General features: G+C 49.1%; 18 protein-coding genes. 10 read left to right on the top strand and 8 right to left on the bottom strand.

The window, feature by feature from the left end; all coding sequences use genetic code 11:
• Window positions 1–86: 86 nt before the first annotated feature.
• Window positions 87–3,752, top strand: a complete 3,666-nt coding sequence (gene purL / locus AC2YIT_RS14325) for a phosphoribosylformylglycinamidine synthase (protein ID WP_487279610.1) — start codon at window positions 87–89, stop codon at window positions 3,750–3,752.
• A 90-nt stretch (window positions 3,753–3,842) separates the two neighbouring features.
• On the opposite strand, the gene AC2YIT_RS14320 is transcribed toward purL, so the two are convergent.
• The 5 genes from AC2YIT_RS14320 to AC2YIT_RS14300 all read right to left on the bottom strand — a co-directional run bounded on the left by AC2YIT_RS14320 (window position 3,843) and on the right by AC2YIT_RS14300 (window position 7,819).
• The gene (locus tag AC2YIT_RS14320; RefSeq protein ID WP_487279609.1) at window positions 3,843–4,100 is read right to left on the bottom strand and encodes a T9SS type A sorting domain-containing protein; all 258 of its coding nucleotides are present in this window, start codon (window positions 4,098–4,100) and stop codon (window positions 3,843–3,845) included.
• Window positions 4,101–4,163: 63 nt separating this feature from the next.
• Complete coding sequence (locus tag AC2YIT_RS14315; protein WP_487279608.1) at window positions 4,164–5,642, bottom strand: sialate O-acetylesterase; 1,479 nt, start codon at window positions 5,640–5,642, stop codon at window positions 4,164–4,166.
• 36 nt (window positions 5,643–5,678) lie between these two features.
• A complete protein-coding gene (locus tag AC2YIT_RS14310) occupies window positions 5,679–7,118 on the bottom strand; it encodes a hypothetical protein (RefSeq protein WP_487279607.1) in 1,440 nt (479 codons plus the stop codon).
• A gap of 249 nt (window positions 7,119–7,367) precedes the next feature.
• Window positions 7,368–7,646 carry a DNA polymerase beta superfamily protein gene (locus AC2YIT_RS14305; RefSeq protein WP_487279606.1) on the bottom strand — a complete coding sequence of 93 codons (279 nt, stop codon included), beginning with the start codon at window positions 7,644–7,646 and terminating at the stop codon, window positions 7,368–7,370.
• On the bottom strand, window positions 7,604–7,819 hold the full coding sequence (locus tag AC2YIT_RS14300) for a DNA polymerase beta superfamily protein (RefSeq protein ID WP_487279818.1): 216 nt from the start codon (window positions 7,817–7,819) through the stop codon (window positions 7,604–7,606). Before AC2YIT_RS14300 ends, AC2YIT_RS14305 begins: the two co-directional genes overlap by 43 nt.
• A gap of 276 nt (window positions 7,820–8,095) precedes the next feature.
• Here AC2YIT_RS14300 and AC2YIT_RS14295 point away from each other — a divergent pair, with 276 nt between their 5' ends.
• Window positions 8,096–8,830, top strand: coding sequence for a hypothetical protein (locus tag AC2YIT_RS14295; protein ID WP_487279605.1), 735 nt, complete (start codon window positions 8,096–8,098; stop codon window positions 8,828–8,830).
• Window positions 8,831–8,852: 22 nt separating this feature from the next.
• On the opposite strand, the gene AC2YIT_RS14290 is transcribed toward AC2YIT_RS14295, so the two are convergent.
• Window positions 8,853–9,032, bottom strand: a complete 180-nt coding sequence (locus AC2YIT_RS14290) for a hypothetical protein (protein WP_487279604.1) — start codon at window positions 9,030–9,032, stop codon at window positions 8,853–8,855.
• A 118-nt stretch (window positions 9,033–9,150) separates the two neighbouring features.
• Window positions 9,151–10,644, bottom strand: coding sequence for a reverse transcriptase domain-containing protein (locus AC2YIT_RS14285; RefSeq protein ID WP_487279603.1), 1,494 nt, complete (start codon window positions 10,642–10,644; stop codon window positions 9,151–9,153).
• Between the two features lie 558 nt (window positions 10,645–11,202).
• Here AC2YIT_RS14285 and AC2YIT_RS14280 point away from each other — a divergent pair.
• The 6 genes from AC2YIT_RS14280 to AC2YIT_RS14255 all read left to right on the top strand — a co-directional run bounded on the left by AC2YIT_RS14280 (window position 11,203) and on the right by AC2YIT_RS14255 (window position 17,059).
• Window positions 11,203–11,445 carry a hypothetical protein gene (locus AC2YIT_RS14280; RefSeq protein ID WP_487279602.1) on the top strand — a complete coding sequence of 81 codons (243 nt, stop codon included), beginning with the start codon at window positions 11,203–11,205 and terminating at the stop codon, window positions 11,443–11,445.
• A 743-nt stretch (window positions 11,446–12,188) separates the two neighbouring features.
• Window positions 12,189–12,383 carry a hypothetical protein gene (locus AC2YIT_RS14275; RefSeq protein ID WP_487279601.1) on the top strand — a complete coding sequence of 65 codons (195 nt, stop codon included), beginning with the start codon at window positions 12,189–12,191 and terminating at the stop codon, window positions 12,381–12,383.
• Between the two features lie 261 nt (window positions 12,384–12,644).
• Window positions 12,645–13,211, top strand: a complete 567-nt coding sequence (locus tag AC2YIT_RS14270) for a 2'-5' RNA ligase family protein (RefSeq protein ID WP_487279600.1) — start codon at window positions 12,645–12,647, stop codon at window positions 13,209–13,211.
• A gap of 155 nt (window positions 13,212–13,366) precedes the next feature.
• Window positions 13,367–14,767 (top strand): MBOAT family O-acyltransferase, encoded by a 1,401-nt coding sequence (locus AC2YIT_RS14265; RefSeq protein WP_487279599.1) that lies wholly within the window; start codon window positions 13,367–13,369, stop codon window positions 14,765–14,767.
• A gap of 3 nt (window positions 14,768–14,770) precedes the next feature.
• Complete coding sequence (locus tag AC2YIT_RS14260; RefSeq protein ID WP_487279598.1) at window positions 14,771–15,841, top strand: hypothetical protein; 1,071 nt, start codon at window positions 14,771–14,773, stop codon at window positions 15,839–15,841.
• A gap of 54 nt (window positions 15,842–15,895) precedes the next feature.
• A complete protein-coding gene (locus tag AC2YIT_RS14255; protein WP_487279597.1) occupies window positions 15,896–17,059 on the top strand; it encodes an AI-2E family transporter in 1,164 nt (387 codons plus the stop codon).
• 60 nt (window positions 17,060–17,119) lie between these two features.
• Here the strand turns inward: AC2YIT_RS14255 and AC2YIT_RS14250 are convergent, their stop codons facing one another.
• Window positions 17,120–18,133 (bottom strand): ScyD/ScyE family protein, encoded by a 1,014-nt coding sequence (locus AC2YIT_RS14250; RefSeq protein WP_430845727.1) that lies wholly within the window; start codon window positions 18,131–18,133, stop codon window positions 17,120–17,122.
• A 166-nt stretch (window positions 18,134–18,299) separates the two neighbouring features.
• Here AC2YIT_RS14250 and AC2YIT_RS14245 point away from each other — a divergent pair, with 166 nt between their 5' ends.
• Entirely contained in the window at window positions 18,300–18,878 is a 579-nt protein-coding gene (locus tag AC2YIT_RS14245) for an O-methyltransferase (protein WP_487279596.1), read from the top strand.
• A 177-nt stretch (window positions 18,879–19,055) separates the two neighbouring features.
• Window positions 19,056–20,243 (top strand): formaldehyde dehydrogenase, glutathione-independent, encoded by a 1,188-nt coding sequence (fdhA, locus tag AC2YIT_RS14240; protein ID WP_487279595.1) that lies wholly within the window; start codon window positions 19,056–19,058, stop codon window positions 20,241–20,243.
• Window positions 20,244–20,391: the final 148 nt, after the last annotated feature.

The raw sequence follows: 20,391 nt of genomic DNA, 5'->3' as shown, positions 1-20,391 counted from the left end.
GCTGTTACCATAATGCAACACCAATTTTCATTCTTCCTATGGCCTTCGGCGATTTTTATCGTACCTTTGCGCCTTAATTGGACATCATGATTTACTTCTTCACTGGCGGGGACGAAACCGTCTTTGCACTACAAACCGAGCGAACGCTCACTGCCTCCGATTCCTCTAAATTAAGCTGGCTGTTCGGCGGCGCAGAACTCCGCAAGGAGACCGTTCTCACAGATTTTTTCGTCGGGCCGCGCGCTGCTATGATCACGCCGTGGAGTACCAATGCCGTCGAAATCACCCAGAATATGGGCCTGGAAGGCATTGTACGCATCGAGGAATTCAAGAAAGTAAGCGCCGATTTCACGGATTTCGATCCGATGCTTTCGCAGAAATACAGCGAATTGAACCAGGATATTTACACGATCAATATCAAACCTGAGCCCATTCAGGAAATCGACGATATTGATGCCTATAACAAACAAGAGGGGTTGGCATTGAGCGATGAGGAGGTTGATTACCTCAACGGTCTCGCCGAGAAGCTGGGTCGCAAATTGACTGACTCCGAGGTGTTTGGTTTCTCGCAAGTGAACTCCGAGCACTGCCGCCACAAGATATTCAATGGCGTATTCGTGATCGACGGTCAGGAACAGCCGGTATCGCTCTTCAAACTGATTCGCAAGACTTCCGAAACGAACCCGAACTCGATCGTTTCGGCCTATAAAGACAACGTAGCGTTCCTGAAAGGTCCTGTGGTGCAGCAGTTTGCACCGAAACGTCCGGATGTGCCCGAGTACTACGAAATCAAGGACTTTGAGTCCGTACTCTCATTGAAAGCGGAAACACACAACTTCCCGACCACGGTGGAGCCATTCAATGGTGCTGCAACAGGCTCAGGTGGCGAAATCCGCGACCGCCTCGCAGGCGGCCAGGGCGCGATCCCGCTCGCGGGTACGGCTGTGTACATGACCGCGCTTTCACGATTGGAAGAAAACAGGCCGTGGGAAAAAGGCGTTGAAGAGCGTCAATGGCTGTATCAGACGCCGATGGATATTTTGATCAAGGCATCCAATGGCGCTACTGATTTTGGCAACAAATTCGGTCAGCCGCTGATCGTCGGTTCTGTGTTGACATTCGAACACGAAGAAGACGGCCGCAAGCTGGGTTACGACAAAGTAATCATGCAGGCCGGTGGTATTGGTTATGGAAAAGCCGATCAGGCCAAAAAACATACGCCTGCCACCGGCGACAAGGTGGTGGTAATGGGTGGTGAAAACTACCGGATCGGGATGGGCGGCGCAGCTGTCTCGTCTGCGGATACCGGCGCGTTTGGTTCAGGTATTGAATTGAATGCAATCCAGCGTTCCAATCCTGAAATGCAGAAACGCGTAGCCAATGCCGTGCGCGGAATGGTAGAAAGCGGCAACAATACCATTGTTTCCATCCACGACCACGGTGCGGGCGGACATTTGAACTGCTTGTCCGAGCTGGTGGAAGAAACAGGCGGTAAGATCGACCTCGACAAGCTGCCGGTAGGCGACCCTACACTTTCTGCCAAAGAAATCATTGGTAACGAATCCCAGGAAAGAATGGGGCTCGTGATCAGCCAGGACGATATCGATTTCCTCCAGCGCATCGCTGACCGCGAACGCGCGCCGATGTACACGGTAGGAGAGGTGACGGGCGATCACCGTTTCACATTCGAATCGTCAACCACCGGTGCCAAGCCGATGGACCTGGCGATGGATGAGATGTTCGGTAGCTCACCGAAAACTTACATGCGCGACAAAACCGTGGAGCGTACTTACGAAGCAGTTCAGTATGACACTGCTAAATTGCACGAGTACCTTGAACAAATGCTGCAACTAGAAGCCGTTGCCTCGAAAGACTGGTTGACCAACAAGGTTGACCGTTGCGTAGGCGGCCATGTGGCGAAGCAGCAGACTGCGGGACCGCTGCAATTGCCTTTGAACAATGTCGGCGTAATGGCCCTTGACTTCCAGGGTAAGGATGGTATCGCAACTTCGATCGGTCACGCGCCGCTTTCAGCATTGATCGATCCGGCAGCAGGCAGCCGCAATGCGGTAGCGGAAGCGCTGTCCAATATCGTTTGGGCGCCATTGAAAGACGGGCTGGCGACGGTTTCTCTCTCGGCCAACTGGATGTGGGCTTGTAAAAACGAAGGCGAGGATGCGCGTTTGTACAAAGCAGTACAGGCTTGCTCCGACTTCGCGATCAGCCTCGGTATCAATATCCCGACAGGAAAAGACTCTCTGTCGATGAAACAGAAATACAAAGACGGTGATGTAATCGCGCCGGGTACTGTCATCATCTCGGCAGGCGGGCATTGCGACGACATTACAGCCGTTGTAGAGCCGGTACTGCGCAAATCGGGCGGTTCTATTTACTATATCAACCTCTCGGGCGACAAATTCAAACTTGGTGGCTCGTCGTTTGCCCAGATACTGAACAAGATCGGTTCTGAAACACCGGACATTCAGGACGCGGCGCAATTCAAAGCGACATTCAATGCAATCCAGCAGTTGATCAAAGCCGGTAAAATCCAGGCTGGTCACGATATAGGCAGCGGCGGTCTGATCACCACTCTGCTCGAAATGTGCTTCGCCGACCGCGATCTGGGTGCTTCCATTGACTTGTCGGTGCTTGGCGATCAGGATATTATCGAGAAACTGTTCTCGGAAAATATCGGTATCGTATTCCAGGCTGACGAATCGGCAGAAGCTGCACTTGCGGAAAACGGCATTGCATTTCACAAAATCGGAACCGTGAACCTGGCTTCTACACTGACAGTGAAAGACGCCATAGGCAAATGGGACTTCGATATCGACCATCTACGCGATGTTTGGTTCAAAACTTCTTATCTGTTAGATCAGAAACAAACCGGTAACGGCCTGGCGAAAGAGCGTTTTGACAACTATAAGCACCACGTGCTGCGCTACAAATTCCCGGCTCAGTTCGACGGCAAAAAGCCTGTAATCGACCCTTCGAAGCCGCGTCCGAAAGCGGCAGTACTACGTGAAAAAGGAAGCAATTCCGAACGCGAGCTTGCCAATGCCATGTACCTGGCTGGTTTCGACGTGAAAGATGTTCACATGACTGACCTCATTTCGGGCCGTGAGACTTTGGAAGATATCCAGTTTATTGGTGCCGTGGGCGGTTTCTCTAACTCTGACGTTCTTGGATCGGCAAAAGGTTGGGCAGGCGCATTCCTGTATAATGAGAAAGCCAAAATCGCGCTTGAAAATTTCTTCAAACGGGAGGACACGCTTTCAGTCGGAATCTGTAACGGTTGCCAGCTCTTTATTGAACTTGGTCTGATCAATCCGGATCACCAAGAGAAGCCGAAAATGCTGCACAATGCGAGTCATAAGCACGAGAGTATTTTTACTTCGATGACCGTTCAGCCCAATAACTCGGTAATGCTTTCGTCGCTCGCGGGTAGCACGCTGGGCGTGTGGGTATCGCACGGGGAAGGCCGCTTCCAGTTACCCTTGGCTGAAAGTGAGTATAATATCGTTTCTAAATATGGATACGAGACCTATCCTGCCAACCCGAACGGCTCGGATTACAATACAGCCATTTTGTGCGACAATACCGGCCGTCATTTGGTAACCATGCCGCATATCGAGCGCTCGCTGTTCCAGTGGCACTGGGCACATTATCCGGAAGGCCGCAAAGATGAAGTTTCGCCATGGATGGAAGCATTCGTGAATGCACGGAAGTGGATTGAAGAGCGGAATAAGTAATATTTTAGGAGGGAGAGGGAAAAGGGAGGAGGGAGGAAGGCGCTTCTCAAATAGAGGCCCGTCGCGAGCGATCGTGACGGGCCTCTTTGTTTAGTTGCGCACACGCGCCAACTTTTTGATGGTGTAGCTTTCATTCACCTTCAACCTGCAAAACAATAGTCCATCCGGGTTGTCAGGCAGCTCTTTCACAGCATACTGCCATCTGCCTTTCGCGTGCGGATTATCCGCCACAGTCTTTACAACAGTTCCCTGGTGGTTAATTATTTCTAGTTTGACATAACTATTATCGTCCGGCACATCAAATGCTACGGTGAAGCTTTGCGTGAATGGGTTGGGGTAGGCGTTCAATTCGAAGCCGGGTTGTTCGGTTGATGCCTCGGTAAGATCCGCTCCTTTTCGTTGGTTTAAGTATTATCCAATATTTATCGAAGCAGAAACGTGCCAGTTCCCGATTGCATCTTTCATGTAACATTTCATACCAAACCAACTTTGATCGGTGGTATACGCGCTGGACGTTCCGCCAGCGACACCCTGGTTGTTGATGTGGGTGGAATTCCAATGATACTGAACGCCTCCGGAAGGAGCGGTAAGCGTTCGCCAATCGTTATTCTTGGAATACATAAGTAGCGGGACGTAACTGGCGGCAACGGGATTGCTGAGAGCACCAATGGTCGCAGCCCATTTGCCAGCGAGCCAAGTAAGGCCTTTAATTTGTCCCGTGCCTTCATAAAAATGGGTGCTGTCTTTACGATATTCGTCGCCACCATCGCTTACAGTTGTAGCTCCCGCACTTCCACTCACATAGTCTGTTTCTGCGCCTGGAAGAACCGTGGAGCCAGTTGGCGTATTGCCTTGTCCTGTTCTAATCGTCGCGTTAATGGGTCCAAACTTACTGATAGTTGCTTTGCAAATGTACCACGTGAGGTTAGGCGCCGCAAAATCAGATCGGGATTTGGCAATCACCGCTTGCAGTTTTGCCTGATAGTCGGCGGCACTGCTTGCTTTGTAAACCGGGTCTACATTTGCGTCTGCATCAGCTTCGCCTTGGTGCCAGAGTACAGCGCGGACACCATACAGCGATCCGTAGTAATTCAAAGCGGTTTTCAGCGCCGTGTATGGCTGGCCGTAATAGTCTTTTGGAATCACGGAGCCTCCATTGTGACCCAAACAAACTTGTGCTCCTGTGTAGGGATGTTTTGCTTCGACGCCATCGGCGCCCTGCTTCCATTCGGTTACACTTGATCCTCCCGTAGCCGCGTTGAAGAATGCCACCGGCATTCCTCCATTAGCGTCGGAAATTAGCTTGCCGAGAACTCCGTAAGCCCATATACTATTTCCTGTCGGCCCCAAAGGGCCATGCCGCTTCGCATCATCAGCAGTGTTCAGCGGAAACATGTTGGTGAACGATTCGGGTAGTTTTTTAGTACAAGTTTTGTCTTCGGACGCTCCTACGACCCATTCAGGTATACCCGAGCCGGCAGGTAGCTTATATTGCTCATCTTTAACACCTTGGGCGTTGGATTGTCCGGCGATGATAAATACGTCGCCCACACCAAATTTGTTAGCGGTATAGACAACGCCGTTCACGAGGATTTCACACAAGTACCAGCCCTTACTTAATACTGGCAGCGCATAAAACATGCCGTTGGGTGCGAGGCTAAGATTGGTTGCCGGGCCGGGTACCCCCGGAACACCGGTCGCGCTTACGGGACGGAACCTGTAACTGACTGTAACAGTAAGGTCGCCGTAAATAAGTTGACCTGCGACAGTTACAGTTGCGGTGTTAAGGGTGTTACGTTGGATTACACTGTTATTGACCGGATAAGATAACGATACTATTTGCGCATCGCAAATATGGGAGATGAAGCAGGTGAATACGCATATCCACATGAAAAGTGTTTTCATTTCTATGTTGGTTGATGAATGTTATTTTTCAAATTCTGTCTTTCTGACGAATTCGGCAATATCTATCAATGGAATCTTAGCACCATAATGCTTGTTAATCGCCTTGATAACCTCATTGGTAATAATAGCCTGTCCGAACGGCGTCGGATAGATGCCGTCCGACGAAAAAAAGTTACCGTAAGCGGTTCCATCCACTTCAATACCGTCATCTGTTCTGTATCCTCCCTGGTGAATGCGCTGGTAGAGGTCGAAGAGATCTACCACGGCGAGGTCTTTTTCCGCCGCGTATTCCCTAATTTTGCCGTTGTATGGGCGGGGATCGGAACTGAAAGTTTCCCCTTCGTCTATCACTTCTACATCTTGGAAATTGACCCGAAATTCCCCGCCACGACTGAAATTTTCGAAAAGGTGATGCAATTTGGCGGACGGGATTATGGAGCTGGGTCGTGAGACATCCAAAAGCTGATCTGCATTGCCATTGCGATTAAAACTAATATAAATACCCCATCCTCTGTTTGCCAGCTCCTGGCTCGAATACCAGTTCATGTAAGGTAGATCCTGGTAGCGGGGAACTGTAAATATCACGCCTTTTTGACCTTTGTTTAATACGCCGTTGAGGGCATAGTCGGTGATTTTTCCCGAAAGTTGAATGGAGCCATTAAAAGCTATATCATACATCCCTATTTGCCCTGTCAATCTAATTCCAGTCATCCAACGATCGAAAAACTCATCTAGAATGACAAAATTGTAAGGCACATCTTCCCTGATTTTCTGAAATGCCTGGGATGGATATCTGGGTAGGTACCTTTTGAACCATGGGATCATGGTCTTATTCAATTCGCAGTTCTCACATGCGTCGGCATGTATCAGCCATTCTGCTCTCCCATCAGGCATTGCGTAATTAGAAATCTTCCCGAGATATTCCGGCATGGTCGGCGGATCTCCCGGCAAAGCCGAAATGGTATTGTTCACCACCCGGTCCCATTGCGGATACCCGCTTTCCGTATTACGATATACGTAATAGCCAGTGCCATTATAATTTTCCTTGTCAAAAAGCGGCATCTCGAAATTCTTGATACCCATTTGATGGGCCAGCAAGTTGGTGTAATTGGTCTGCTGACTTTCCCGGGTAATTCCGCCATTCATTACACCGGCCGTCAGCCCTCCTCCGAATGCGACCATTTCCATCTCTTGCCCCGGTTTCAGGATGCGCCCCAAATCGGCCAGCTGGGTCGGGGTAGACAGCCATTCCTCTATCTTGAGTTTCGGCTGCCGCTCGATGATGTCATGGATCATTTCCGGGTGCTGTCCCATCGGGTGAATACGCATAAAAGGGCTATTCGTTCTGGCCGAATCTTCGGCCGTTGCGACCTCAAATGGTTTGCCTGGAACGGGATCAGGCCAGCCATTGCCAGGCTGATTGCATCCGATAAGAGCGAGCAAGAATAACATCTTCTTCATAGCTTGTTTTGTTTAAAATGAAACATGCGAACAAATGGGCTGAAACAGGTTCAGAGATCCGCGTGCGGTAACGCCTGGCCGCTGCAAAAGCAGATCGGCACCACCTGTTTTAGAGGTTGACGTCTCAGAAGAAGTGTTGAGTCCTGACTGGTAGAATTATTAGCTCGTCAAGTATGCTGCAATAGAAGGTAATTTGATCGCAAAGGCAAGCAAATGTAGTAGAAGAATGTCCGAACGGTCGACCGATGATCAAACGGTTACATTTGCATTCCAAACCTCCGCCAGGGTGCCCCTGAAAAGTGCGTTCAATGCATTGGTGTCGGGCATTATCATCCTTGGCAATTGTTTTACATATTCTTTGTAAGACGCGAGTCTTTCGGTCAGGAAATCGTGCAGCAACGGGATACGCGGCTCCTCGCTGAGCTCTTCGCCGCCGGATTTGCGGACGAGCAGGGCGTCGATTTCGCGCCGCACGGCAGTGTCTTTTACCTGGCTGTCGAGTAGTTTGGCAAACTCGGTCGGTGCCATCGTGTCCGTTGTGCGTATCCAGTCGCATGCGAGGATGGGCCGCAGTACATCTTCTTATCGTCGATTTGCAAATACCACTCCGGCCGGTGCACATACATATACCGCACATCCCAATCGCTATTCGCCGAAGCAAACCCCCAAGCCCGGCTCCCGCTCTCGACGACGTAGAGGATTTGAATGTTGTGTTGGGCTTCTAGGCGGGATAGTTGTTGGTGATTTCGGTGGTCATTTTATCCAGGCTTCAAAGTTATGGAAGCCAATATACTGGCTTTTGCGGTTACTCCTCATTTGCTCCATTAGTTGCACTCTCGTATGTTCGCTCATTTGCACCTTTATTTACTCTATCATATACTCTATCAAAACGGCTGACCTCGTCCGAGTCGAAACTTATTCAACGGTTTTACTTCCGTCCGAATTATTTCTAATTAGCGTCGTAACCTCCTTTAATCATGACAGCCGAATTCCTCAATGCGCAGCTCGCGCAATGTTATCAGACTTACACGCAATCCATTTATGCCCGGGAATGGGAAGACAATGTTTCCGCGCCCCTGCTCATGCATGTGTATGACGAATACGTGACGATGGCCCGAAAGATTCTTTTCGTTGGCCAGGAGACGCATAGCTGGGGGCAGATGAATTTGAAGCCGACGGTGGAAGAGTTGATGACAACCTACCGGCAGTTCAACCTCGGCAAGTCTGCCGACTACCGTGATGGCAAGCCTTTACGCTATTTGCGGAGCCCATTCTGGAATTTCAACCGATCTGTATTCTATAATTGCAATTGCGATAACCCCTTAGTGACCCGTAATACAAACGGTTTCCTTTGGACAAACATTTCCAAGTTTGACTGCAACAGCACAACGCCTTCATATGATTTGCAAGAGCGAAACAAGGAAGGATTCGAATTGCTGAAAAGCGAGATCGCCATTTTAAAGCCCGATATCGTCGTGTTCCTTACCGGCTCGAAATATGACGGGCGCATTAATGCAGTGTTCAATCCAATGCGGGAAACTATACTACCTGACGGGTATTTGTATCAGCTTTCCACGGGCGACGGGTCTTTGCCGAGGCTTACTTTTCAGACTAAGCATCCCAGGACGTTGTTGGGATCGGGTAGGGGTGGGGTGCCAAATCGGTATCGTGAAGTTTTAGAGAAAGTTGTGGAAGCGGTACTAAATTGTTAATTGAAGCTATAAACATGGATTACTATTCGAATGGACGCCTTCGCAATTCCGCTTCCTGCAAGAGCGCGGTCACGATCGCATTGACCTGCGCCTCTGGAACCTGTTGGTTTTCCAACGCCATGCTGCCTACTACTGATTTGGTGATCAGCGAGGTAACATAGGTTTTCTGCCGTAGTTTGGCGTATTGTTCGAATAGTTTCATAGTTCAAATATATTCAAATTTGTACAAGTAAGACAGCCCAATGGTACAAATACATACGTTGAAAACAGTCACCTGCTTTGACCATCCACTAACTTAAGTACGATACTTCACAAATCCACTAGCTGTTTTTCGACTTCGGAGCTTTTGGCAATCCGTATCGTTTTTCATGCCTTTCAATCTCATTTGCTACTATTTTCCAGTGATTTCGTACCTGCCTATTAATGGATTTTATATGGGTCTCTCCCATCACGTGACCAGCATTTTTTACGTACGATATGTAATTTCCCCAAAATACTCTTCCATCAATTTTCTTTCTCTTAGCACCTAAATGAGTCTTTTTTCTAAATATTCCTGCCCTAAATATCCAGTCATCCTTTTTGACGTTTGAAAGCTTATTCTTTTCTAGCTGCACTTTTGCATAGAATGCTCTGCGACGAATCGCTCGTTTGAGACCCCGATAATATTTCGAGATACTGCTATTTCTAATTCTAATGCGATTGCCATCAAACTCAAAACCAAGATAGCCAACGGATTGTCCTACGGTTTGCCCCTTCGAATTTGTAGCGTTTATAGTCCAACTGTCGGTCGGTGAACTACGGGTAAGACTAGCTATGATAGTCTTGTTATCCTGTATTTTTAAGCTTAACTGCCTTTCAATAATATCTTTGACTGTTTTTATAACGTTCTCAACTTGATCTGTTGGACAAATGAGTAAAATATCGTCAGAATAGCGACGATATAGACCTTCCAAGGGAGAGGTAATTTTAAGGATTTCGATGTCCGATTGCAGAAAATATAAATTGGATAAGACTGCGCTTATTGGAGTTCCCTGAGGAATACCTTTCTCGCCATTGTTTGATCCACCATATTTTCGTAGTAATTTGTTCGAGTATACTATTGATCTAAATTGTTGGAAAGAGTCAAATAGAGACGCCCTTTTTGACTTGTTGACTAAATTCAAGCTTCGCTTATCAAAATCAGGTAATAACGGGATGAGTTCTTCTAAATCTATGTAATATGGCCTAGTAATCGCTTTAAAAACCTGGTAATCTTCTTTCGAAAGTAGAACCTGTTCGAACAACCGACCCCAAGCTGATTTTAGGACAGAATGATTAAGATTATCAAAGAAACTCGCTATATCAAGACACACCACAGAGATATGATGTTCCTTGTGATTCGAAATAAACTCGAAAACCTCTCTCGCGAAATCGATTGTGCATTTATTGCGACGAGCGTTGGACTGAATTGCACGATAGCCGATCACTGAGTTGCTGAGATTTATGTCCGATTCATAAATTTCTTGCAACCGTTTATTTATTTTGTCCGCGTAAAAGGCGAAAATCTGTGCATCCAAATGGTTTGCGTAATAAATAGGCCTAATTTTGACTTTATAAGTCCTTCCAATTTTACCGCTTTCTAGCTTTTTAGAGTCATCACGCTTATAACGGTGATCAACTATTTTATAGTGAAGTAATGGAGAGAAGCGGTGAGTTGCAAGATTTTCACTGTCATTGACATAGGTTGCAACATAGTGTTTGGTTCTCTTTTTTGATTTACAACCCAGTCTCGGTGAAATATGAATATAGGGTCTTAGGCGTAGCCAATCTTTCATAATTCATTTATTAGAATAAAAGTGTTGGTTGGTTAAAAGCGACGCTATCCTTTATTCATGATCTGAATGCAGCCAGTTCGTGTCATAACGCCCATGAAGGGCACGTCTTTTGGAACATGAACTTTGTTACACATATGAACACCCAGATCAACCTGAGCACCATGATAACCGTTTCACTTTATTTCATAATGGGCGCTCCAACGTGGAACCCGAATGATATAAGTACCACCTATCACATTAGATAGGGTATCTTCAACCTAAGGTGAAGTAACTCAAACACTGTACTGCGGACTTAACCAACCAACGTCGCAAATTACGAACTAGTTTATGTGGTTTAAATAACTAAAACCACAAGAAATACAGGTTTCACCCCAAATTTGCTTTATTCAACAAAACTTCCGAATATTCCCGCTCCCAACAAATACGTGTAAAATGAAAAATCTCAGAAGCATTGCCCTGTTATGGTGTGGATCAGGTGAAAGCCCCAAGGCGCTTACGCGAGCGCGGGACACCTAAGACAGGGCATTTTTACATTTCATCCCAATAAATACGTGTATTATGGAAACAAAATTAATTCCCGAATCCCCGGATTCGACCACGCTCGCTTATGCCGAGCACGTGAATGACCTTCTAACCATGAATGCCCCCGCAGAATGGGTCGAAGACCTCTGGACGATTTATACCGGCTTCATGATCTCGCAAGGCGAGCTAGGCCACAACCCAAGAGCAAGCGACCTGTTCTGCACATTCCGCGAGCTGGTTTTTTTCTTCCAAAAGCTCGAAGAACGAAAGGCAGCGTAGGACCAATGGATAATTAATGCAGCCTTTCTGCACATTCGTAATCACTCACGTTCCCTATTACTTCAAACAATAAATGGAGACCACCTAAGCAGCCTCCATTCAAATGCATTAGCAGCGTAAGAAACTATTGCGCCCCGTCAATCCCTGATTTCGAAGTCTTCTTCTCCTCGGGAGCCTTAAACTTCGCATTGGAAATTTTTAAAACTACCGCATTAGGCCACGTCCGGTTCGTGTAAAACCGCTGCCCATTCACGGCGCTCACAGCCAGCCCGAGCGGGGTAGGAGCGGATCGAAGCGTCGAAGTTGTTCACGTATTCCACCAGGTCGCTGCCGTAGTTGGCGCCCTCGGCGCCAGCGTCCGAACCCCTAATGAGCGAATGGCCGATTCCAGGACCTCTGTTGGGGCAACAATCAGGATTCGGGAAGCGTCAACGAACTTTCAAAACCTGTTTCGAGGTATTATCAGCCCTGTTTTGCGGATCAATTCGATGTGGTGGTCAATGCCGGTGTCCTCGAACCCGTTATACAAATTATGTATCAGGTCAGGGTTGCGTACCATACAGAACGAAACGCTGAATACCGCATGATTACACCACAGGGAGATGTCCAAAAGGTTATAATGAGGTGGTGGCGTCGAGACGAAAGGTTAAGCGGCGCGGAGAGATAAATTCTGAGAGCAAGAGAATATTAATACCAACCCATTTGAGGTGAAAGCGATATATTTGTCCAAACAAAAAGAAGTTATGGCCCGAAAAATCGCTATGGTAAAGCGGCAGGTCGACATGAAAGCGGTCGATCAGGCCAAAGATGATTTGGATTACTGGTTAAGTAAAACACCGCAGGAGCGGATCGCGGCCGTTACCTTTTTGGTCAATCAAATGTTGAAGCCGTCTCAGCGCATGGATAAGACAGTGTTTAGTCAACGAAATATGAAGTAATGCAGCTAGCGCCTGATTTTGAAGATTTTATAAAGATACTGAATAAACATTCCGTCGAGTATCTCGTTGTGGGCGGCTATGCGATGGCTTTTCATGGGAGACCACGGTTTACGGGCGATTTGGATATCTGGATTAATAATAGACCGCAGGATATTATTGATATTGTATCACTTCAAAAAGGAAAGAAAGGTGATTGACGCAGCTTCTTCACCAGATGCACGGCTAATCGCGTCGCGCATTTGCTCATATTCCCTCGCTATCATGCCCCCGTCGCCCATCGCTGAGGACGTCCGCGGTTTCAAATTAGACTACCGCAATGCCATCGGCAAAAGCTACGGCAGCGCTAACGCCGACGGCCACATTTCCCTTGATGGTTTCGATGCTGCCGAGGCAGATTACCCCTTGATCCTGGCAGAGTACACAAGGTTAGTTACGCCTTTAACGCCTTTCCAACTCAATTTCTCCGGTTTCGCCGATTTCGACCGGGCCAATTTCTCTGCATTCTACATCAAGCCCACCGAGGAATCGTCCAACGCCATCCGCGAGCGCACCCAGGCGATTATGAAGGCTTTTGATAAGAAGTTTAAAAAGCAGTACATGCAAAAATGGGCCGATGAGTCGAAGAACCCGCACATGTCTATCGGGCGTAGGCTCACGCGCGAGTGGATTGCATTGGCTTACTCGATCTTTACGGAGTATGAGGCCGGCTTTCTTTGTGATTCGTTTGCGATCCGGAAGTATAATGAGAAGCGCAGGCAGTATGAAGTGATCGATACGATTCCGTTGCAAGGGCACAGTGGGGGCGGGGTGCAGATCAGCTTATTTTAGGTGCAAAAAAAGCAATTACTCTTTCTCCCTACGCGGGCCGCCCTTCCTCGTTTTCCTTTCGATAATTCTCCCAACCCCTTTGCAATCTTTTTTCTTTGAAGAGCCCTGATCATGCTTTGTTTTAGCCCAGGTTAATTATTCAGGGCTCTATACACATGCTTTTCAATTCTCTTCATTTTATTGTTTTCTTTTTATTCGTTACTACTACCTATTACACATTGCCCGGGCGCTGGCGTTGGTTTTCACTCCTAACGGCCAGCGCCTATTTTTACGCCTCATTTATTCCGGCCTACCTCTTGCTGCTGGGAGTAATCATCGTTTTTGACTACCTGGCCGGGATGGGCATAGAAAGGCTGTCGGGGAATCTCCGCAGGGCTATGCTTGCTGTGAGTATCCTGTTCAATGTCGGGTTCCTCTGTTTTTTCAAATACTTTGATTTTCTGAACACCAATATTTCCGCCTTGATGTCCATTGCGGGCATCGACTACGCAGCTGACACCATGGCCGGGCTGTACCCCGGTATGGCGCTGCCTATCGGTTTATCCTTTCATACATTTCAGTCGATGAGCTATACGATCGAGGTGTATCGCGGCAACCAGCGCGCCGAGCGTCACTTCGGGATTTATGCATTATATGTGCTGTTTTATCCGCAGTTGGTGGCCGGCCCGATCGAGCGCCCGCAAAATGTGTTGTGGCAGTTCAGGCAGCAAATGGATTTCGATTGGGACAACCTCCGGACCGGGTTGTGGTGGATGGCGTGGGGAATGTTCAAAAAGGTAGTCATCGCCGATAGGCTCGCATTGGTCACCGACCCGATATTCGCCAATCCCCAAACACAGAATGCCGGCAGCCTGGCTATTGCCGCCGCGTTTTACAGTATACAGATCTATTGCGATTTTTCGGGGTACTCAGATATTGCGCTGGGGGCCGCCAAAACCATGGGATTCAGGTTAATGGTCAATTTTCGTTCACCGTATTTGGCCCGGTCAGTAGCGGAGTTCTGGCAGCGATGGCACATCTCCCTGTCGACCTGGTTTCGAGATTATGTCTATATCCCAATGGGTGGAAACCGCCACGGGCGCTTTCGAACATATCTGAATTTGCTGGTCGTCTTCCTACTGAGTGGGCTCTGGCATGGTGCCGACTGGAAATTCGTGATCTGGGGTGCGATCCACGGTTGCCTGCTCATTTTCTCGCGAATAGCCAATTCCGATGCGGATTATTCTTTGCAGGCCTCATGGTTACGAACGGTTTTTACATTCCTGGTGGTCACACTTGCCTGGATTTTCTTCCGTGCGCACAATGTGGGCGACGCGCTCGTGATCCTGAACAGGCTCGCGACGCCTTCATTATGGAACTTGCCCGACCTGCCCATCAGCGGCGGTGAAACGGAATTCTGCTTGCTACTGATTGTGCTTCTGTTTTTGAAAGAACATTTGCTTCCCGATTATGTACCTGCACGGTGGTCTTTCTGGCCGTCGCTGGGCGTAGCCACATTGCTGTGTTATCTGTGGGGTGTGTTCGGGAGCAACCAATTCATCTACTTTCAGTTTTGAGGTATGAAAACCCTTTTTCCCTGTTTACGCATAGGTATTATGCTGGTATCGGGCGTCATACTTTGGACGGGACTGTCAGACCGGTTGCAACGTAAATTATACTCCCGCGGCTTCATCCCCGACCAGTACCGCTTCGGCGATCTCTATAACATTTCCAACCTGGAGCAATTCAAGGAAACGCATTGGGCGGAAACCGACGGCCTCGATGAAAGCGACAAGCCGCGGATTCGTTCAAAGAACGTGGATCTGTATACGATCGGCGATAGTTTCACCACCATGGACACCAGTTTTTATGCCGGCCGCCGCAATCGCCACATCTGGCTCGGTACCGGGGTCGATACTGTGGCCCTTGATCCGGGTGTGCATTCCATTCTGGTGATCGAGGTGATCGAAAGAACGATCCAGGAGCGCTTGCGCGAGCATTATGCCGAACTTTATATTCATCGTGGGTTTCAAATCCGGGGCAAAAGTCGGCCGGTAGCCGACGCAGCTCCTGAAACCGGCAGCGCCTTTTGGAAAAATACATTAAACCATCAGATCAATGAGCGATTGGAATTCCTGCTGTTCAATTCCAATGTCGCATTGAGATGTAAGGAAATGAAAGCCGGGCTGATGCTTTCCTGGTTCGGTCGCACGCATCCCGGTTCGCTCATTTCGCGGGACAGGCGGCATTTGTTCTATGAGATCGAAGCCGATCCGCAAAGCATGCTATCTCCATTCACACCGCTGACCGATGCCGACATCGACAGTGTTGTCGTCAACATGAACCGCATTCGTGCGCATTACCTGCGTGCCGGTTTTGCAGAAGTGTACTTTTGCCTCATTCCCAATAAAGTAACCGTATGTGAGCCCGGCCGCCACCCGCACAACCGCCAGATCCCCCGGGTGGAACAAAATCCACATCTGAAAACCCCGCTGTTACGACTAAGTACACAACTCCGTCATCATCCCGAATGGTACCATAAAAGCGATGGCCACTGGAACGCGAACGGAAAGCGCCTATGGTTGAAATATGTCAATGAGATGGTTATGGGATGGGAAGGGCGGAGTCCCGCTCTCCGGCACGCTTATTGATAGGTAGGAGATTGCCGGACCGCAGTTCACGCAGATCATCCTTAAACCGTATCTATGGGATTATTTTTTAAAAGCCGTAAACATGCCCCTGTTCCCGAACTGCCCGATTGGCTTTCGGTGCGGGATGGCTATCCCTTTTATATCAAAGCGCCGATGGTACTGATCGGACTTTACCTGTTTTTTCACATCCTCAATCAGTTGCAGGAAATTATAGTCCCATTTGCGTTTGCAGGGCTGATCGCCGTGTTGCTCAACCCGGTTTACAACCGTTTTCAGAAATGGAATTTCAATAAGATCTTCGCTATTGTACTCACCATTTTCATCGCCGTTCTTGTGGTAGGCGGGATTATGTTTTTTCTCTCGTCGCAGATCGTCCAGTTTGGTGATATGATTCCTCAATTGGAAAAAAAGACGGTCAAGCTGCTCGGGAATTTGCAGCAATGGCTGTCATCCACATTCGGTATTTCGACTGAAAAACAAATGAGTATGCTCGACGAGGCGATTAACAACAGCCGCACATACGTGGGCAAGACTGTGAATACGCTCTTTGGAATCATCAGCTTTTTTGTACTCATACCGCTTTATATTTTTCTCCTGTTGTTTTACAAGCCATTGATTCTCAATTTTATATTTGAGGTTTTTGATGAGAATAACTCCGAACAGGTAGCCGAAATTTTGCAGGAAACCAAGGGCGCAGTGCAAAGTTACATTGTTGGGTTGATGATCGAAACGACGATTATAGCAACGCTGAACTCCATAGCTCTGCTCATCCTGGGCGTGCAGTATGCGTTGCTGCTGGGCGTGATCGGCGCGATCCTGAACCTGATTCCCTACATCGGCGGCATTATCGCCATCGCATTGCCGGTGCTGATCTCGTTCATTACCAAGGACGGATATACCACACCGTTACTGATCATCGGCGCTTACACGGTGATCCAGTTTCTGGATAACAACATCATTGTACCGCGCGTGGTATCCTCCAAGGTGTCGGTTAATGCCTTGATTTCCATTTTAGTAGTGCTTCTTGGCGGCACGCTCTGGGGGGTAAGCGGGATGTTTTTGTCCATCCCGTTCGTAGCGGTATTGAAAATCATTTTCGATCGCATCGACGAGCTGAAACCCTGGGGTAAATTGCTGGGCGATACCATGCCCGACGATCCACCTGCAAAGGTGGTGAATCCAAGGGAGGCCGAAGATAAGGAGCGGCCGTTATTTTGAAAACGAACAGGCAGCCATTCGAGCGAATGCCTGCCTGTTCGTTATGAAATGTATTGTAAATCAGTAATCCAGTTTCTTGATTGTGCCATCGCCAAGGCTAAGGACGTAAAAAGTACGGTCGCCCCAGCGTTTGATATCCGTCGGCCTGTCGAGCCCGCTGAACAGCACGGCGCCATCTTCGTTCAGTACCGAACCGGTATTGGCTTTGAAGCCCGGAGGATTGCCCGGACCGCCCGGAGGCATCGTAAAGTCGGCATAATGCAGCAGCAGCGGCTTGTTGTTAACGGTCAACACCAGATGCGTAAGCGTTGTAAAGCCCGATTTGTAGGGAACCATCACACCGCTGGTATTCACTTGATAAACATTAGCTGCGCCGGGTGAGAACGGAAAGCCGGTAAGGCTGCTGAGCACAAATTGAGTGCCGTCGAATACGATACCGGTAGGAACGGGATCCCTGTTGGGCGCCACGGGAGGGAAAGTGGTGAACAGGCTGAGCGTATGGGTGTCCTTATCGCGCCTGATCACTGCGTTGGCACCGGCGTCGGCAATGTAAAGGTGTCCATCAGGCCCTTTGGTCAGGCTGAATGCATTGGAGTTGTTGTCAAACGTAAGATTGAGGGTCGACACATAGGCCCTGATATTCTCTTTGGGAATCGTGTTCTTGTCAATAGGCGGATTTCCCGAAGTAAAGCCAGACACGTCGATAATGTAGAGAAAGCCCTCGACGCCGTGAAGCAGGTATATTGTGCCGTTTTCATAGTACAAATGGCTGATACCTTCGACATTACCCTGGTTAAAAATGGATTGAAAGCCTGCCACAACGGTGGTCTTGACACCCTGAGGCGTGATCATTACCAATGCGCCGTCGTTGTTGCCGGTGCCGCCCTCGGTGACCCAGAAACGTCCCTGCTCGTCGATTACCATTCCGATAGGTGCGCGTAACCCGTTGACAAAGGGAGAAACGCTGAACTGAGTGGGCTCGGGAACCGGCTCACCGTGGTCGGTACAGGCGTCGATGGCGACCAGGCCTGCGATCAGTGCAAATGCAATTAAAGAGAGGAAATGCTTTTTCATTGCGGTTGAGTTTTAGTTGATTATGCAGAAAAGCAATGGCAGAAGTTGTGGACAAAAGTAGGGGTTTGCGCTACTTTACTATTGTATAAATGCGTCATTACCAATGGAATTTAGTAAGCGGTAAAGTTTGTAACTTGCCATCCCAATATCCACCACCAAACCGCTCATGAATCAGGACATCCGACAGCCGTTACCGGCGACCTACCTTTCTATTGACGAGGCCACCAAAGCCTCTGGTTTCACAATGGCTTCCGACATTTACACTTGTTCGTTACTCAAAACCCTGGCTGCTTCCAAACCTGGCGGCAAGTTTCTCGAACTTGGTACGGGCACAGGCTTGTCCACCGCCTGGATATTGGATGGCATGGACGCGCATTCGACACTGGTGTCGATCGATAACGACAACCGCTTCCTCGAAATCGCCGAAAACCACCTCGGCGGCGACCCGCGCCTTACACTCGTGCATACCGACGGCGAAGACTGGGTGAATGCGCACCTTGACGAGCGATACGACTACATTTTCGCCGATACCTGGCACGGGAAATACCTTTTGCTGAACGAAGTGCTGAACATGCTCAATCCCGGCGCATTCTATATTATCGACGATATGCTCCCGCAGCCCAACTGGCCCGAAGGGCACGATCAGAAAGCATTGAAGCTCATCGAATACCTCGATAGCCGGCGGGATCTTTCGGTTACCAAACAAGTGTGGGCAACGGGAATTATCCTGGCGGTGAAGCATTGAGAGATATTATTCTCCATTCATTTCCTGAAATCGCCCTCTGGCACAATCGGAGGGTGATTTGTAACTTTTTATGGTTTGCGTAGGAGTAAATTAAGGCTTTTGAGCGCTTGACTTTGATAATTGTAAGATGATCTTGTAATGATCAAAGATTGAGTACTAACCCTTAAATCTTAGCTTATGTGCCAAAACCATGGAGTAGCTTACATCCGGCCCGGCGAGGTCGAAGTGCAGGAAATCGAGTATCCCAAACTCGCGCTGGGTAACCGCAAGTGTGAGCACGGTGTAATCCTGAAAATCGTTTCCACCAACATTTGCGGCAGCGACCAGCACATGGTCCGTGGACGCACTACCGCCCCGGCCGGGCTTGTGCTCGGCCACGAGATCACCGGCATCGTGATCGAAGCGGGCCGCGACGTCGAGTTCATTAAAATCGGCGACCTGGTGTCAGTCCCCTTTAACATTGCCTGCGGCCGGTGCCGCAACTGTAAGGAAGGTAAAACCGGCATTTGCCTCAATGTAAACCCCTCGCGCCCGGGCGCTGCATACGGGTATGTGGACATGGGCGGCTGGGTAGGCGGGCAAGCCGAGTATGTCATGGTGCCCTATGCCGATTTCAACCTGCTCAAATTCCCCGACAAAGACCAGGGTATGGCCTATATCAAGGACCTCACCCTGCTTTCCGATATTTTTCCAACCGGCTTCCACGGAGCCGTGACGGCTGGTGTGGGGCCGGGGTCGATCGTGTATGTAGCGGGCGCTGGTCCGGTTGGGCTCGCCTGCGCGGCCTCTTGCCACCTGCTCGGAGCTGCGGTCGTGATCGTCGGTGATATGATCCCCGAGCGCCTCGCGCAGGCCGCCAGCTTTGGCTGCGAGGTAATCGACCTCACAAAGGACACGCCATTGGAACAGGCCATTGCGGAAATTGTAGGTGTACCCGAAGTGGATTGCTTCGTCGATTGCGTCGGCTTTGAAGCCCGTGGCCACGGCGCCCATGCGGTCGAGGAGCGCCCGGCTACGGTCCTGAACACCGCGATGGCCGTCACCAGGGCGGGGGGCGCTATTGGTATTCCGGGCCTCTACGTCACCGGCGACCCTGGAGCGCGCGACTCAGCCGCCAAGGAAGGCAGCCTTAGCATCCGCATTGGTCTCGGATGGGCCAAATCCCACTCATTCTACACAGGCCAATGCCCGGTGATGAAATACCATCGCAACCTGATGAACGCGATTCTGTACGATAAAATCAAAATAGCCAAAGCAGTGAATGTGGAGGTGATTACTTTACAGGACGCGCCGAGAGGTTATGCGGATTTTGACAAGGGCGCGGCCAAGAAGTTTGTGATTGACCCGCATGGGATGATTGTTTAGCATAGTCATTTATATAAGTATTTCGGCTCCTGGTTTTTAGAAATTAGGAGCCGAATTATTAAATGGGCTACGCACTACCTTCCTTCAAGGACTCTCAACCCCCGTGGCGTCAGCCCAGAGTTATTGGCTGATGGATTATTTCTCACCG

The sequence above is a fragment of the Dyadobacter sp. SRI_021 genome (assembly GCF_057586235.1).
This window is presented reverse-complemented; position numbering and strand designations above follow the sequence as displayed.

Coding starts and splice junctions, on each gene's coding strand:
- purL (WP_487279610.1), top strand. CDS start 87: ATGATTTACTTCTTCACTGGCGGGGACGAAACCGTCTTTGCACTACAA.
- AC2YIT_RS14315 (WP_487279608.1), bottom strand. CDS start 5,642: ATGTGGATATGCGTATTCACCTGCTTCATCTCCCATATTTGCGATGCG.
- AC2YIT_RS14310 (WP_487279607.1), bottom strand. CDS start 7,118: ATGAAGAAGATGTTATTCTTGCTCGCTCTTATCGGATGCAATCAGCCT.
- AC2YIT_RS14305 (WP_487279606.1), bottom strand. CDS start 7,646: ATGGCACCGACCGAGTTTGCCAAACTACTCGACAGCCAGGTAAAAGAC.
- AC2YIT_RS14295 (WP_487279605.1), top strand. CDS start 8,096: ATGACAGCCGAATTCCTCAATGCGCAGCTCGCGCAATGTTATCAGACT.
- AC2YIT_RS14290 (WP_487279604.1), bottom strand. CDS start 9,032: ATGAAACTATTCGAACAATACGCCAAACTACGGCAGAAAACCTATGTT.
- AC2YIT_RS14285 (WP_487279603.1), bottom strand. CDS start 10,644: ATGAAAGATTGGCTACGCCTAAGACCCTATATTCATATTTCACCGAGA.
- AC2YIT_RS14280 (WP_487279602.1), top strand. CDS start 11,203: ATGGAAACAAAATTAATTCCCGAATCCCCGGATTCGACCACGCTCGCT.
- AC2YIT_RS14275 (WP_487279601.1), top strand. CDS start 12,189: ATGGCCCGAAAAATCGCTATGGTAAAGCGGCAGGTCGACATGAAAGCG.
- AC2YIT_RS14270 (WP_487279600.1), top strand. CDS start 12,645: ATGCCCCCGTCGCCCATCGCTGAGGACGTCCGCGGTTTCAAATTAGAC.
- AC2YIT_RS14265 (WP_487279599.1), top strand. CDS start 13,367: ATGCTTTTCAATTCTCTTCATTTTATTGTTTTCTTTTTATTCGTTACT.
- AC2YIT_RS14260 (WP_487279598.1), top strand. CDS start 14,771: ATGAAAACCCTTTTTCCCTGTTTACGCATAGGTATTATGCTGGTATCG.
- AC2YIT_RS14255 (WP_487279597.1), top strand. CDS start 15,896: ATGGGATTATTTTTTAAAAGCCGTAAACATGCCCCTGTTCCCGAACTG.
- AC2YIT_RS14250 (WP_430845727.1), bottom strand. CDS start 18,133: ATGAAAAAGCATTTCCTCTCTTTAATTGCATTTGCACTGATCGCAGGC.
- AC2YIT_RS14245 (WP_487279596.1), top strand. CDS start 18,300: ATGAATCAGGACATCCGACAGCCGTTACCGGCGACCTACCTTTCTATT.
- fdhA (WP_487279595.1), top strand. CDS start 19,056: ATGTGCCAAAACCATGGAGTAGCTTACATCCGGCCCGGCGAGGTCGAA.